Source organism: Burkholderia aenigmatica (assembly GCF_902499175.1).
GTDB lineage: Bacteria > Pseudomonadota > Gammaproteobacteria > Burkholderiales > Burkholderiaceae > Burkholderia > Burkholderia aenigmatica.
Genome location: NZ_CABVQC010000038.1, coordinates 19,183 through 33,955, shown reverse-complemented (window position 1 = coordinate 33,955; position 14,773 = coordinate 19,183). Strand labels below are relative to the sequence as shown.

Genomic DNA, 14,773 nt, shown 5'->3' with positions numbered 1-14,773 from the left:
CGGCACGCGAAGGGCGTGCCGCATCGTACGGAAGAGGTGACGCGAGCGGGGCGTGCGCGGCGAGGGTGCCGCGCAGCGCAGTGGATCAGCCGGCCTTGCGCGTGCCGATGTCGCGCAGGTTGGCCGGGACGACCGGGCGGAAGCGCTCGCGCTTCTGTTCGTCGTCGAAGTGCTGGAGCGCGGGCTTGATCAGGTCGCTGCGCGACACGATGCCGGTGATGCGCATCGATTGCTCGTCGGCAACGACAGGCAGGCGCTCGAGTCCGAGCATTGCGAGCCGCGACGCGACGACGCGGCAGGTTTCGTGCGCCTGAGCGACGGCAGGCGCGCGGTTGACGAACGCGCCCGAGATCGGCGTGTCGGCCGTGGCCTGTGCGCGCTGCGCGTCGAGCGTCGCGCGATCGACGAGACCGAGCAGGCGGCCGTTCTGCACGACCGGGTACGCACGGTGCGACTGCTTCGCGCCGAAGTACTGCGACTCGACGGTCGCGAGCGTCGCTGCGCCGTCGATCGCGACGAGCAGGTCGGCCGACGTCATCACTTCGCCGATGTCGTGCCGCTCGAGCGGATCGACGCCGTACTCGCGATAGATGTGATAACCGCGGCGCGCGATCTTCTCCGTCATGATCGAGCGCTTCATCACGATGGTCGCGAAACCGTGCGCGACGAGCGTCGCCGCGAGCAGCGGCAGCAGCGCGTTGGCGTCGTGCGTGAGGCCGAACGCGAACACGATCGCGGTCAGCGGCGCACCGAGCGTCGCGCCGAGCGTCGCGGCCATGCACACGAGCGGCCACAGCGCCGGGTCGCCGCCCGGCAGCATCGGCGACAGTACCGTGCCGAGCCCGGCGCCGAGCATCAGCAGCGGGGCGAGCACGCCGCCCGACGTGCCCGAGCCGAGCGCGATCACCCACATCACGGCCTTCACGATCAGCAGCGCGAGCGCGATCTTCAATGCGATGTGCTGATGAAGCAGGTCGCCGATCACGTCGTAGCCGACGCCGAGCGCGCGCGGCTCGAGCCAGCCGCCGATGCCGATCACGATCGCGCCGAGCGCGGGCCACCACATCCAGTGCACCGGCAGCTTCGCGAAGGTGTCCTCGACGCGATACAGCGCAGCCGACAGGCCGCACGCGAGCATGCCCGACAGCAGGCCCGCGACGATGCACGACAGCAGCGCGACGGGCGTCGGCGCGGCCGTGGTCAGCGGAAACAGCGGATCGACGCCGAAGAACACGGCGCGGGCGAAACCAGCCACCGCGCAGGCGAGCGCGACCGGCAGGAAACTGCGCGGACGCCATTCGAACAGCAGCAGTTCGACCGCGAGCAGCACGGCCGCGACCGGCGTGCCGAACACGGCCGTCATGCCGGCGGCCGCACCGGCGACGAGCAGCGTCTTGCGCTCGGCGGCGGTTACGTGCACGCACTGTGCGATCAGCGAGCCGAGCGCGCCACCCGTCATGATGATCGGGCCTTCGGCGCCGAACGGGCCGCCGCTGCCGATCACGACGCCGGACGACAGCGGCTTCAGGATCGCGACCTTCGGCGACATGCGGCTCTTGCCGAACAGGATCGCCTCGATTGCTTCGGGAATGCCGTGGCCGCGGATCTTTTCCGAGCCGAAGCGCGCCATCAACCCCACGATCAGGCCACCGATCACCGGCACGACGATCACCCACGCGCCGAGCGTGTTGTGCGCGGGCGAGCGGTCGACGAACGAGAATTGCTGGAAGAAGAACAGGTTCGTGAACAGGTGGATCAGGCTCAGCAGTACGAATGCGGCCAGCGTGCTGAGCAGGCCGATCCCGGCGGCAAGCAACGCGATCCTGGGCAGGCGGTCGTTGGTCGCGAAATCGCGTTTGTGTGGTGCGTTCATCGGAGTGGAAAGAGCAGGGGTCAGTAATCGATCTGGGGAACCTGGAACGCGTCCTTGAGCGACTTCAGCTCGGCGCGATGCATGGCCGCGAGGCGGGCGAGCAGCGTTTCGCCGGCTTGCTCGAGGTGGACCTCGACCTGGCGGCGGTCCGCTTCGCTCGTCTTGCGCTTCACGAGGCCGAGCGCTTCGCAGCGCGTGACCAGCGCGACGACGCCGTGGTGCTGCGCCTGCAGGCGTTCCGCGAGTTCGCCGATGGTCGCCCATTCGCGATGCGGGTAGCCCTTGATGTGCAGCAGCAGCAGGTATTGCAGCGGCGTCACGCCTTCGCTTTGCGCGGCGCGTTCGGAGAAGCGCTCGAAGCGGCGCATCTGGTAGCGGAACTCGGACAGTTGCTGGAAATCGCTTTTCGCCAGCGCGCGTCGGGTATCGTTCATCGAGGTCGGTCGGACGGTCAGTTTCGGTAGCGAGAAATATATCACAACATGATATAAATGGCCGAATTCAGGCGGGATGAATGCATTCCGCGTGTCTCAGGCTGTTACATGGCGTTACGTGCGCCGCGTGCGCTGCATGCGTTACGCGGCCTCGCGTATTTGCGTCTGTCGATACAGGCCCGTGACGAGATCCGTCTGCGTAATGATCCCGACGAGCCGGCGCGATGCATCGACGACCGGAATGTGGTGGTGCCCCGAATGCGTAAACAGCGGGACGAGCGCCGTGATCGGCATCGTTTCCGGTACGCACGCGACGTCGCGCGTCATCACGGTGGCGACGCTCGCCGGCTGGCCGCCGAACGATTGCGGCAGCCGCGCGGACAGGCGTTGCCACAGCGGGGCCGGACGGCGCAACTGGCGCGTGAGGTCGGCGCGCGTGACGATGCCGGTCAGGCGGCCTTCGCCGTCGACGACGGGCAGCGCCTTCACGCGGTGGCGGTCGAGCAGCGTGAGCGCGGCCGTGACCGACGTCGATGGCGCGACTTCGATGGCATTCTTTGTCATCAGGTCGGCGCACGAGAGCTGGCCGAACGTGCGCGTATAGGCCTGCATCTCGGTTTCGCGCAGCAGCGCTTCGAGATCGTCCGGATCGACGTCGAGCCATTCGCCGCGGCGCTTCAGCACCGCGTCGAGGTCGCCGCGCGTGAAGCCGCCGCGCGCCGGTGCGGCGGCGCCTGCCTGCGGTTTCGCGTCAGGACGCACGCCGCCGTGCGGATAGCGGTGCCCGGTCAGCGCGTGATAGGCAAGCGCGGCGGACAGCAGGATGGCCGATTGCAGCGCGATCGGTTCCAGCACGAAGCTGAAACCGAGCGAATGGATCGCCGGGCCGCCGACCACGGCCGTGAGCGCGACGGCGCCCGACGGCGGGTGCACGCAGCGCAGCACGAACATGCCGCCGATCGCGCACGCGATCGCGACCGCGGCGGCCGTGATCGGATCGGCGATCCATTGTGCGCACGCGACACCAACCGTGGCCGCGACGAGATTGCCGCCGATGATCGACCACGGTTGCGCGAGCGGGCTGGCCGGTACCGCGAACAGCAGCACGGCCGACGCCCCCATCGGCGCGACGAGCAGCGGCACGAGGCCCGGCACGCCGGGTAGCAGCCGCATCGTCACGCCGACCGTCGCGATGCCGACGAGCGCGCCCGTGCACGAGCGCAGGCGTTCACGCCAGCCCAGCGACATCGGATGGGGAATGAAGCTGTGCAGCCATTGCCGCAACGTGCGGCGCGACGAAGGGGAGCCTGACGACATGGACGGTAAGCGGTAAAGATGACAGCGCGGATGCGCGCGGCGACAAGCGGCGAATTATATCGCGTTGTGATACAAATTGTCGCACCGCATCAAGCCGTTGCATACGCGCGACGGACGTGTCTTGCAAAAAGCTTTCATCCGATGAAAGTTTGCAGGCCGGACAAACGCACAAATTTGTCTGCAGCGGCGTACAATTCGGGCCACTGAATCCCCCGTCATGCCAGAACCACGTACGCGATGCCCGCTCCCCCGCCTTTCCCCCGGCACGGTGATCGAATTGACGTGGTTCGCGGCTGCGTTCCGTTTTCCACCTGACGCGAGCGCTGCCGACGCCTCCCCACTGACTCTCCCCAAGCCAATTCAATGGACATGCTCGAAAACATGCGCCTGTTCGTGCGCGTTGTCGAAGCCGGCAGTTTTACTGCGGTCGCAAAGGAAATCGACGCGACCACCGCGCAGGTGTCGCGCGCGGTATCGAACCTCGAAGCGCACGTACAGACGCGGCTGCTGCATCGCACGACGCGCCACCTCGGCCTTACCGAAAGCGGCGAACGCTACTTCGAGCGCTCGAAATCGATCCTCGCGGAAATCGACTACGCGAACGCGGAGGCGCGCAACGCCCTGCTGCGGCCGAGCGGCAAGATGCGCATCCATGCGATGACGGGGCTCGGGCAGAGTCATGTCGTGTCATCGATCGTTCGCTACCAGGAGGACAACCCCGACGTGTCGGTCGAGCTGACGCTCGCCCAGCGGATGCCGAATCTCGTCGAGGAGGGCTACGACGTGTCGATCGTGACGGCGTCGCAGCTGCCCGATTCGGGCTATGTCGCGCAGACCTGCGGCACGAGCTGCAGCGTGCTCGTCGCGTCGCGCGAATATCTGGCGCGCCACGGCACGCCGCAGTCGCCCGACGAATTGCCGAACCACGTGTGCCTGCGCCTCGATACGCCCGCCTCGCCGGCCAGCGAATGGCGGCTCGAGCGCAGCGATGGCGAGGAAGCCGTCTACGAGCTGCAGCCCGCGCCGTTCCAGGTCAACGTGCCGGACGCGCTGTGCGTCGCGGTGCGCGCCGGGCGCGGGATCGCGTGCGTCGCGCTGTATACGGTGCTCGACGACATCCGCGAAGGGCGGCTGATCCGCGTGCTGCCCGAGTATCGGCTGCAGACGGTGAGCGTGTACGCCGTCTACGCGACGCGCCGCTATCTCGACGCGAAGATCCGCACGTTCCTCGATCACCTGCGCACGACGCTCACGCCCGCGCTGGAGAACGACCTGCGCGAACTCGACCGGCTGACGACCGAACAGACGCCGGGCGGCCGCAAGCGCGCCTGACGATCCGCGCGGGCGCGCGCCGCGCGAACCGCACGGGCCGTGGCGCCGTTCAGGCGCGCGGCGCGATGCGGATCCGCTCGAAGCGTCCCGCGAGCCACGCGTAGGCGGCGATGCCGAGCAACCCGTGCGCGGCGACGAACCATAATGCGCCGGCAAACGAGCCCGTGCTGGCGACGAAGTAGCCGATCACGAGCGGCGTAACGATCCCGGCGATGTTGCCGAGGCCGTTGAACACACCGCCGCTCAGGCCGACCATACCCTCCGGCGCGGTGTCTGCGAGCACGGCCCAGCCGACTGCCGCGAGCCCCTTGCCGAAGAACGCGACCGTCATCAGTGCGATCACGATCGCGTTCGACGACGCGCCGTTCGCGAGCACGAGCAGCGTCGCCATCGCCATCCCCACGACGAACGGCGTCTTGCGCGCCTTCGACGGATGCATGCCGCGCCGGATCAGCCAGTCCGACAGCACGCCGCCGAGCACGCCACCCGTGAAGCCGCAGAGCGCCGGCAGCGCGGCGACCCAGCCGGCTTCCATGATCGTCATCCCGCGCCCCTTGATCAGGTAGATCGGAAACCACGTGATGAAGAAGTAGGTGAGTGCCGTGATGCAGTACTGGCCGATGTAGATCGCCCACAGGTTCCGATGGCGAAACAGTTGCGACACGTCGTGCCACGACACGCGCGGCCGATGGCGCACCCGGTTCGCTTCGAGATCGACGAGTGCGCCGTGCGCGCGCAGGTAGTCGCGCTCCGCGTCGCTCACACGCGGGTGGCCGTGCGGCTCGCGATACCACGCGAACCACAGCGCCGCGAGCGCGATGCCGAGCATCCCCATCCACAGGAACACGTGTTCCCAGCCGAGCGCATGCGTGAGCCAGGCCATCGCGGGCGTGAACAGCACGACGGCCATGTACTGCGCGGAATTGAACAGGGCCGACGCGGTGCCGCGTTCGGCGGTCGGGAACCAGCACGCGACGATTCTCGAGTTGGCCGGGAACGCCGGCGATTCGACGAGGCCGAGCATGAAGCGCATCACGAACAGCGCGAGCGTGGCGGCCGCCCCCTGCACGGCGAGCCAGCCGACCGTCCCCTGCAGCATCGTGAAGACGGACCACAGCAGCAGGCTCAGGCCGTACACACGCCGTGCGCCGAAGCGGTCGAGCAGCCAGCCGCCCGGGATCTGGCCGATCGCATAGGCCCACGCGAATGCGGAAAAGACGATGCCGAGCTGCACGGGCGTCAGCCCGAGGTCGTGCGCGACGCCGGTGCCGGCGATCGACATCGTCGCGCGATCCGCATAGTTGATGACCGTGACCGCGAAAATCAGCGCGAGGACCGTATAGCGGACGCGGCCGATCGTGCGTGAGGCGGCGGGTGATGCGGCGAGAGCAGCGCCGCTGGATCGATTGGGCATGCGTGTCTCCTGGCCTCCGTCGTGCGGAGGCATCCGGTGTTGTAACGGGTGGCCGCCGTGCGGCGTGCGGATCAGCTCGTGACGCTGGTCGGCGGGCGCTGACCTGCAAAACATGCGGCAAGATTGGCGAGCACGATCCGGCCCATCGCTTCGCGCGTTTCGCGGGTCGCGCTCGCGCGGTGCGGCTGCACGACGACGCGGTCGAGTTCGAGCAGCGCGGCCGGCACGTGCGGCTCGTTCTCGAATACGTCGAGACCGGCGCCGGCGATCGTGCCGTCGGCGAGCGCGCGAATCAGCGCGGCTTCGTCGACCAGCTTGCCGCGTGCGACATTGATCAGGAATCCTTGGGGGCCGAGCGCGGAGAGCACGTCGGCCGTCACGAGCACGTTGCCGTGATCGGCCGATGCGGCGATCACGAGTAGGTCGCTGTCGCGCGCGAGCGCGGCGAGGTCGGGCACGAAGCGATAGCCGCTGTCGCGATGCTCGCGCGGGCCGAAGTAGCTGACGGGCATCCGGAACGCCTGCGCGCGCTGTGCGATCGCGCGCCCGACGCGGCCGAGCCCGACGATGCCGAGCCGCTTGCCGGTCACCTGGGTCGCGAGGGGCTGGGCCGTCTTGCCCCAGCGGCCGGCGCGCACGATCCGCTCGCCGGCGCCGAGGTCGCGCAGCGTCATCAGGATCAGCCCCATCGCCATGTCGGCGACGTCGTCGGTCAGCACGTCGGGCGTCGTCGTCACGTGGATGCCGCGCGCCCTGGCACGGTCGAGATCGACGGCATCGGTGCCGATGCCGCTGATCGCGACGATCTCGAGCGCGGGCAGCCGGTCCATCAGCGCGGCGGACAGGCCGTTGGCGCCGCCGGTCACGACCCCGCGAATGCGCGTGGCGACGCGATCGAGCAGCGCGTCCGGTTGCCCGGCCGCATACAGTCGGTGCACCGCGTAACGGGTGGACAGTTCGGCGTCGATCGCGTCGGGGAGCGGCTGGGTGAGCAGGATGTCGATGGTCATGAAGGTCCCGGTCGTCGTGCGCGGCGCGGGCCGCGCATCAGGTGCAACCGAGTATAGAAATCGTATCGATATCGGTCTAACATCAAAAGGCTATCGATTGATTCAGGAATTGGATGATTGAACTGCACCAGCTTCGCTGCTTCGTCGCGGTGGCCGAGGAACTGCATTTCGGTCGCGCGGCCCGACGGCTCTTCATGACGCAGCCGCCGCTCAGCCGGCAGATCCAGCTGCTCGAGCATGCGCTCGGCATCGCGCTGCTCGAACGCAGCAGCCGGCAGGTCAGGCTGACCGCGGCCGGCGAGCGGTTCCTGCGCGACGCGCGGCATATCCTCGAATTCTCCGCGCGGGCCGAGCAGGCCGCGCAGCGCGTCGCGCATGGCGGGGCCGGCCGCATCACGCTCGGCTTCACGGCGGTCAGCGCGTACCGGATGATCCCGATGCTGTTGGCGCACGCCGCCCACGCGCTGCCGGACGTCGACATCGAATTGCGCGAGATGGTGTCGACCGTGCAGATCGATGCGCTTGCGTCGCGGATGCTCGACGCGGGCTTCGTGCGCCAGCGGGCCGCACGCCAGCCGCTCGAATACCGGCTCGTGCAGCGCGAGCCGATGCTGGTCGCGGTCGCGGAGGGCGCGCCGCTCGCCGCGTGCGAGCGCATCGGCCCCGACGAGCTCGACCGGCAGCCGTTCATCGCGTATTCGCCGAACGAGGGGAAATACTTCCACGACCTGATCTCGGGCCTGTTCGCGAACGCGGGGCGGCTGCCGAACTACCTGCACTACGTGGGGCAGACGCACACGATCCTCGGCCTCGTGCGCGCGGGGCTCGGTGCCGCACTCGTGCCGGCGTCGGCACGCGAGCTGCATGTCGACGGCGTGGTGTTCCGGCCGCTGGCGGGCGCCGACGTGGCGGCCGAGCTGTATCTCGCATGGCGCGCGGACAACGACAACCCGGCGCTGCCGGTGTTTAACGCGATGGTCGAGCAATTCCTGCCGGGAAGCGCGGACGACGGACGCGCGTGAATGCCGGCGGCGGGGCGCGGCGAGCACCCGCCTCGCGTCGATAAGTCGGTTGTCTGACGATTGGCGGGGTGGCCCGTCGACAGCGGGATACCTCATTCGCGGACGCTTCAACCTCCTCGTTGCGCCTTTCCTGATGCGGGTTAAGGCGATTTCCACCGTATCTCCTGTTGCTCGACGCGGGGAAACCCTCATTCCGGATTCATCGGTCGTCGTATTACTGTATCGATACACTAAATCGATACAGTCGCGCTGAGATGCGCACAAGCAAAGGAGACGGCCCATGAATACCCTGACCCGGCGGCGCTTTCTGCAGACGGCGTCCGTCGCCACGCTCGCGGCTGCAGGCGGCTTGCCCGGCGTGGCCCGCGCGCAGCCTGCGGTGACGCTGCGCTGCTCGTCGTCGATGCCGGCTGACCAGAACGCCGCGCACTACGTGTGGTACGAGCGTCTGGCGGCGAACCTGAAGGCGAGCGTCGGCGACGCGATCCGCGTCGACTACTTTCCGAACAGCCAGCTCGGCAAGGAGAGCGACGTCGCGCAGCAGGTCAAGATCGGGGCGATCGACATGATGATCGCGGGCTCGTCGATCTGGGCGACGGTGGCGCCGGAACTCGGGATGCTCGATCTCGGCTATCTGTTCGACAGCTATGCGCATGTCGCGAAGGTGCTTGACGGCTCGGTCGGTGCAAGCCTGAACACGCTGCTGCAAAAGCGTGCGGGCAGCTCGGTGCTGACCTGGGGCTCGCATTTCGGCGGGCGCTGCGTATTCACGAAGCAACCCGTGCTTGCGCTGCAGGGGCTGAAGGGCACGAAGCTGCGCGTGCTGCCGACGCCGGCGTTCATGGACACCTTCAAGGCGATGGGGGCGGTGCCGACGCCGATTCCGTTCGGCGAGCTGTACATGGCCGTGCAGACGGGCGTCGTCGACGGGCTCGAGCACGATCCGGCCACGGTGCTTGCGAGCAAGTTCGACGAAGTGGTGAAGTCGTGCTGGCAATCGCATCACGTGTTTGCCGCGATGACCGTCGTGATGGGGCGGCGCGCGCTCGACCGGATTCCGGCGAACCTGCGCCCCGCGTTCGATCGCGCGGTGGCCGACGCCACCGCACAGCAGCGCGCGATTGCCGCGCAGAAGGCCGATCAGGCCGAGCAGGCGCTGAAGCAGCGCGGCATGAGCTTCCATCCGATGGCGGCGGCCGAACGCGATGCGGTGCGGCAGACGATGCACGACCGGCTCTATACGGCATTCGCCCGGCAGTATCCGGCGACCGCGCCGCTGTTTCCGGCGATTGCCGCCGCGCGGAGCTGAATGATGGAGACCTGTTCCGTTTCGGGCGCCGCGGCGGCGCCTGGCGCCGGCCTTCCGGCACGCCGTGTCGCACGCGTGCTGGACGCGATGCTGCGCGCGATCGAATACGTGTCCGCGGCGGTGCTGGCCGTCGATGTGCTCGTCGTGTTCGTCTCGGTCGTGTGCCGCTATTTCCTGCACGATCCGCTCGACTGGACCGAGGAGGTCGCGAGCGCGCTGATGATCGTGCTGGTGTTCTTCGGGGCGGCGACGGTGCTCGGGCGCAGCCAGCACGTCGGCATCGACCTGTTTCGCGGCTGGTTCCCGGCGCGCTGGCAGGGCGCGCTCGTGCAGATCGGCCACTGGATCGTCGCGGCCGTCTCGCTGAACCTGCTGGTGTCGTCGTGCCAGTTGCTGGCCGATTCGTACGACCAGTTGACGCCGGGCGGCCTGCCGGGCTGGATCAACGTGTACCCGATGATGTTCGGCGCGTTGTTCATGACCGTGTTCGCGCTCGCGAACGCACTCGACGCGCCGCGCCGACGCGTGGTCGGCACGCTCGCGTGCTGCGCGGGATTCGCGGCCGCGCTGTACGGATGGAATGCGCTGGTGCCGGCGCACGCGATCGCACCAGGCATGCTGCTGGTCGCCGGTTTCGTCGGCGGGCTCGTGCTGGGCGTGCCGATCGGTTTCGTGCTCGCGTTTTCGGCGCTGCTGTATTTCCTGGCCGACCCGACACTGCCGCTGCTCGTCTACTCGCAGCAGGTCATGGCCGGTGCCGATCACTTCGTGCTGCTCGCCGTGCCGTTCTTCGTGCTGGCCGGGCTGCTGATGGAGTCGAACGGCATGTCCGCGCGGCTCGTCGAATTGCTGCTGCGGATCTTCGGGCGCGTGCGCGGTGGGCTCGGGCTGATCGTGATTCTCGCGACAGCGTGCTTTTCCGGCGTATCGGGCTCCAAGCTCGCCGACATCGCCGCAGTCGGCGGCGTCGTGATGCCGGCCGTGCGCCGCGCGCGCCAGGATCCCGACGAAACGGCCGCGCTGCTCGCGTGCAGCGCGGTGATGGCCGAGACCATCCCGCCCTGCGTGAACATGATCATCATGGGCTTCGTCGCGAACATCTCGATCGCCGGGTTGTTCGTCGCGGGCATCGTGCCGGCCGCGGTGCTGGCCGCATCGCTCGCGGTGGTCACGGTGATCACCGGGCGCAGGATCGATGTCTCGACGGTGTTCACGGAACGCCGCGCGTGGCTGCCGCTCGCGGGCGGCGCGCTGGTCGCGCTGGTGATGGTCGCGATGATCGGCAAGGGCGTGACGTCGGGGATCGCGACGTCGACCGAGGTGTCCGCGTTCGCGGTGGTCTATGCGCTGGTGGCGGGCTGGCTCGCGTTTCGCGAGCTGACCTGGCGTGTGGTCGGGCGCGTGTTCGTGCGTGCCGCGTCGATGGCCGGCGGTATCCTGTTCATCGTGGCCGCGGCGTCGAGTGTGTCGTTCGCGCTGTCGATCGAGCAGATTCCGGCGCTGGTCTCGGGCACAATGACCGCGTTCGCCCATCAGTACGGCGCGACGATGTTCCTGCTGCTCGCGGCACTGGTCATGGTCGTGTTCGGCGCGGTGCTCGAGGGGGCGCCGGCGCTGATCATCTTCGGGCCGCTGCTTGCGCCGATCGCGCTGCAGCTCGGTATCAACCCGCTGCATTTCGGCACGGTCGTGGTGGTGGCGATGGGGCTGGGCCTGTTCGCACCGCCGGTCGGACTCGGGCTGTTCACGACCTGCGCGATCACGGGCACCGACGTCCGGCGCGTTGCGCGGCCGATGGTGAAATATCTGCTGGTGCTGGTTGCCGCCCTCGTGGCGCTGATTCTGGTGCCGGCGTTTTCGTTGTGGCTGCCGGCCCATTTCGGCCTGTAGCCGTTTTTGATAGCAAGACGACATGAGTACGATTCAGGACGTGGCCCGTCATGCGGCTGTTTCGGTCAGCACGGTTTCGAACGTGCTCAACGGCCGTACCGACCAGATGAAGCAGGAAACGCTCGAACGCGTGAAGGCCGCGATGGAAGTGCTGCAGTACCGGCCCAGCACGCTGGCGCGCCAGCTCAAGACGGGGCAGACGCCGCTCGTCGGGCTGCTGGTGCCGTCGATGGCGAACCCGATGTACGGCTACATCGCGCGCGAGGTCGAGGCCTGCGCGCAGGAACGGTACGGGCATCGCGTGCTGATCGGCAATACGTATCGCGATGCGAAGAAGGAAGCGTCGTTCTTCGACGACCTGTTCGCGCATGGCGTACGGCGCGTGATCGTGATCTCGTCGCTGGCCGACGAAAGCCACCTCGAGCGCGCGGCCGAGCGCGGGATGACGGTCGTGAGCTACGACCGCCGCGCGACGCCCGGCGAGCTGTCGAAGGTCGATCACGTCACGGCCGACAACGAGGCCGCCGCGCGGCTCGCGACCCGTTGCCTCGTCGACGCGGGACACCGGCGGCTCGCGTTCGCGACGGTCGCCGGCATGACCGTGAGCCGCAGCGACAAGATCCGCGGCTTTCTCGCGACGGCGCGCGACGCGGGCGTCGAGGCGCACGCGCGGGTGCTCGACGGCGGTCCCGCGAACGAGTACGGCGACGCCGTGATCGTCGACGTGGGGCGCGCGCTGGGCGTCGCGCTGGCCGCCGATCCGGCGCGGCCGACCGGCATCGTCGCGGTCAACGACCTGTTCGCGCTTGGCCTGATGGCCGGGTTGCGCGACGGCGGTCTGCGCGTGCCGGACGATGTATCGGTCGTCGGGATGGACGGTCATTTCCTGTCGGCGATATCGAATCCGGCGCTGACCACGGTGCAGTTGCCCGTCACCGAGATGGCGGAGGAAATGGTGCGGCGCGTGATGCGGGCGGATGGCGACACGCCGCCGCCGACCGAGCCGCACGTGTTCTCCGGCGTGACCCTTATCGAGCGCGCCTCGGTTGCATCGCCGCCGCAAGCGGACGATTCGCACGGAGGGGCAGCATGATGCGCGTCTTCGTCACGCATCCGACGGGGATGCTCGACCACTATTTCGGCGCGAAGGCGCTGCGTGCGCTGCAGGCGATCGCGGACGTCACGTGCAATCCACTCGATCGCGAGCTGGGCACGGACGAACTGGTCGCGGCCGCGCAGGGTTGCGACGCGATGATCGCGTACCGGCAGACGCCCGCGCCGCGTGCGCTGTTCGCCGGGCTGCCGGCCCTTGCGGCGTTCCTGCGCTGCGCGGTCGATATTCGCACCGTCGATGTCGACGCGGCGAGCGCGTGCGGCGTGCTGGTCACGCAGGCGAGCCCCGGCTTCGCGCCGGCGGTCGCCGAGTGGACGATCGGCGTGATGATCGATCTCGCGCGCGGTATCGGCCGCTATGCATCGGCCTATCACGACGGGATGCCGCTGGCGCCGCAGATGGGGCGCGAATTGCGCGGCAGCACGCTCGGCCTGATCGGTTACGGGCAGATCGCGCGCTACCTTGCGCCAATCGCGACGGCGCTCGGGATGCGCGTGCTCGTCAGCGATCCGTACGTGCGCGTCGATACGCCGACGCTCGAACAGGTCGAATTCGCGGCGCTGTTGCACGCCGCCGATTTCGTCGTGTGCCTCGCGCCGGCGACGCCGGCCACCACGAACCTGATCGATGCGAGCGCGTTCGCGGCCATGAAGCCGGGCGCGTATTTCATCAACGCGTCGCGCGGCGAACTGGTCGACGAGCGGGCACTGGCCGATGCGCTCGACACGGGCCGGCTCGCCGGCTGTGCACTCGACGTCGGGCGCGCCGCGGACCAGATGCCGACGCCCGCGCTTGCCGCGCATCCACGGGTGATCGCGACGCCGCACGTCGGCGGCCTGACGCTGCCCGCGGTCGAGCACCAGGCGCTGGAGACGGTCGATCAGCTCGCCGTGCTGCTCGACGGAAGCGTGCCGCGCGGCGCCGTCAACGCGGTACACGCAACGCGGCTGGCGCGCTGGCGCACGGCGCGCGCAGATGCCGGGCCGGACGCGCGATGAGACACGACGCGCCCACCGGGCGGCCGTCCGACGCGTGCGATTGCCACATCCACATCTATGACGATGCCTATCCGCTCGCGCCGACGGCGACGTTCCGTCCGCCGCACGCGCCGGTGGATGCGTATCGCCGGGTGCAGCAGACGCTCGGCCTGGCCCGCGTCGTGATCGTGCAGCCGACCGGCTATGGTGTCGACAACCGTTGCCTGCTCGACGCACTGGCCGCGTTCGGTCAGCAGGCGCGCGGTGTCGCGACGTTGCCGGCCGACGTGCCGGATGCCGAGCTCACGCGGTTGCACGCGGCGGGCGTGCGCGGCGTCCGGTTCATGATGTTGGCAGGCGGGCTGGCGCGGTGGGACGAACTCGAGCGGGTGGCCGCGCGGATCGGGCCGCTTGGCTGGCACGTCGACCTGCAGCTCGACGGCCGGACGCTGCCCGACGTCTTGCCGTTGCTGTCCTCGCTATCGGCGCGTGTCGTGATCGATCACACGGGCAAGTTCCTGACGCCCGTCGCGCCGGACGCACATGCGTTTCTCGCGCTGCGGCGCCTGCTCGACCGTGGCCATGCGTGGGTGAAACTGTCCGCGCCGTACGAGACGTCGCGCTCGGGCGCGCCCGGTTACGACGATGTCGCGCGTCTCGCCACCGTGCTGGCGCGCAACCATCCGGCGCGTTGCGTATGGGGCAGCAACTGGCCGCACCCGAACGCGTCGCCGGTCCCCGACGACATGGGCTTGCTCGGCTGGCTGGATGACTGCACGGCGGACGACTCGGTTACCCGCGCGATTCTGGCCGACAACCCGGCCGTGCTTTACGGATTCTGAGCCGGCACCCGGCACGATGCTGCGCGCGACGAGCTTTCAATCCGGAAGCTTGCGTCTGCGATGACAAGCATTCCTGACCGAGCACGACGGGTCGCAGTCCTGCGAATCCTTACCGTGCTGAAAGCTGCTTCGCTGCCGGTGTTCCAACGGAGGAACGCAGCCGTTCGCTGCACTGCGACAACTGCTTGACGCTGCATGCCGGTCGGCGCAGGATACGTCCGTGCATTTGGAGCGGGACG

13 protein-coding genes are annotated in these 14,773 nt (G+C 68.6%); 8 read left to right on the top strand and 5 right to left on the bottom strand.

Annotated features, from left to right (window positions below):
- Positions 1-85 precede the first annotated feature (85 nt).
- From BDO18943_RS25025 to BDO18943_RS25015, 3 genes are all read right to left on the bottom strand, one after another.
- On the bottom strand, positions 86-1,873 hold the full coding sequence (locus tag BDO18943_RS25025; RefSeq protein ID WP_043184387.1) for a chloride channel protein: 1,788 nt from the start codon (positions 1,871-1,873) through the stop codon (positions 86-88).
- Between the two features lie 20 nt (positions 1,874-1,893).
- Positions 1,894-2,307: a MarR family winged helix-turn-helix transcriptional regulator gene (locus BDO18943_RS25020; RefSeq protein WP_043184389.1), complete on the bottom strand. Its 414-nt coding sequence runs from the start codon at positions 2,305-2,307 to the stop codon at positions 1,894-1,896.
- A 141-nt stretch (positions 2,308-2,448) separates the two neighbouring features.
- Positions 2,449-3,624 carry an HPP family protein gene (locus BDO18943_RS25015; protein ID WP_175024467.1) on the bottom strand — a complete coding sequence of 392 codons (1,176 nt, stop codon included), beginning with the start codon at positions 3,622-3,624 and terminating at the stop codon, positions 2,449-2,451.
- Positions 3,625-3,987: 363 nt separating this feature from the next.
- Here BDO18943_RS25015 and BDO18943_RS25010 point away from each other — a divergent pair, with 363 nt between their 5' ends.
- Positions 3,988-4,956, top strand: a complete 969-nt coding sequence (locus BDO18943_RS25010) for a LysR family transcriptional regulator (RefSeq protein WP_175024466.1) — start codon at positions 3,988-3,990, stop codon at positions 4,954-4,956.
- A gap of 49 nt (positions 4,957-5,005) precedes the next feature.
- On the opposite strand, the gene BDO18943_RS25005 is transcribed toward BDO18943_RS25010, so the two are convergent.
- Together BDO18943_RS25005 and BDO18943_RS25000 are read right to left on the bottom strand one after the other, a co-directional pair.
- Complete coding sequence (locus tag BDO18943_RS25005; protein WP_175024465.1) at positions 5,006-6,370, bottom strand: MFS transporter; 1,365 nt, start codon at positions 6,368-6,370, stop codon at positions 5,006-5,008.
- 71 nt (positions 6,371-6,441) lie between these two features.
- The gene (locus BDO18943_RS25000) at positions 6,442-7,380 is read right to left on the bottom strand and encodes a 2-hydroxyacid dehydrogenase (RefSeq protein WP_175024464.1); all 939 of its coding nucleotides are present in this window, start codon (positions 7,378-7,380) and stop codon (positions 6,442-6,444) included.
- Between BDO18943_RS25000 and BDO18943_RS42990 the strand changes: the two genes are divergently transcribed.
- From BDO18943_RS42990 to BDO18943_RS24970, 7 genes are all read left to right on the top strand, one after another.
- Positions 7,379-7,501, top strand: a complete 123-nt coding sequence (locus tag BDO18943_RS42990; protein WP_265328606.1) for a hypothetical protein — start codon at positions 7,379-7,381, stop codon at positions 7,499-7,501. The two genes, BDO18943_RS25000 and BDO18943_RS42990, sit on opposite strands and share 2 nt — an antisense overlap.
- A complete protein-coding gene (locus tag BDO18943_RS24995) occupies positions 7,494-8,402 on the top strand; it encodes a LysR substrate-binding domain-containing protein (RefSeq protein WP_043184397.1) in 909 nt (302 codons plus the stop codon). Before BDO18943_RS42990 ends, BDO18943_RS24995 begins: the two co-directional genes overlap by 8 nt.
- 280 nt (positions 8,403-8,682) lie before the next feature.
- The gene (locus tag BDO18943_RS24990; protein WP_175024463.1) at positions 8,683-9,711 is read left to right on the top strand and encodes a TRAP transporter substrate-binding protein; all 1,029 of its coding nucleotides are present in this window, start codon (positions 8,683-8,685) and stop codon (positions 9,709-9,711) included.
- Between the two features lie 3 nt (positions 9,712-9,714).
- Positions 9,715-11,601, top strand: a complete 1,887-nt coding sequence (locus BDO18943_RS24985; protein ID WP_175024462.1) for a TRAP transporter large permease — start codon at positions 9,715-9,717, stop codon at positions 11,599-11,601.
- 22 nt (positions 11,602-11,623) lie between these two features.
- On the top strand, positions 11,624-12,694 hold the full coding sequence (locus BDO18943_RS24980; protein ID WP_175024461.1) for a LacI family DNA-binding transcriptional regulator: 1,071 nt from the start codon (positions 11,624-11,626) through the stop codon (positions 12,692-12,694).
- Positions 12,691-13,713 (top strand): hydroxyacid dehydrogenase, encoded by a 1,023-nt coding sequence (locus BDO18943_RS24975; RefSeq protein WP_175024460.1) that lies wholly within the window; start codon positions 12,691-12,693, stop codon positions 13,711-13,713. Before BDO18943_RS24980 ends, BDO18943_RS24975 begins: the two co-directional genes overlap by 4 nt.
- Positions 13,710-14,534 (top strand): amidohydrolase family protein, encoded by an 825-nt coding sequence (locus tag BDO18943_RS24970; RefSeq protein ID WP_175024459.1) that lies wholly within the window; start codon positions 13,710-13,712, stop codon positions 14,532-14,534. The genes BDO18943_RS24975 and BDO18943_RS24970 overlap by 4 nt, the downstream gene beginning before the upstream one ends.
- The last annotated feature ends 239 nt before the right edge of the window (positions 14,535-14,773 follow it).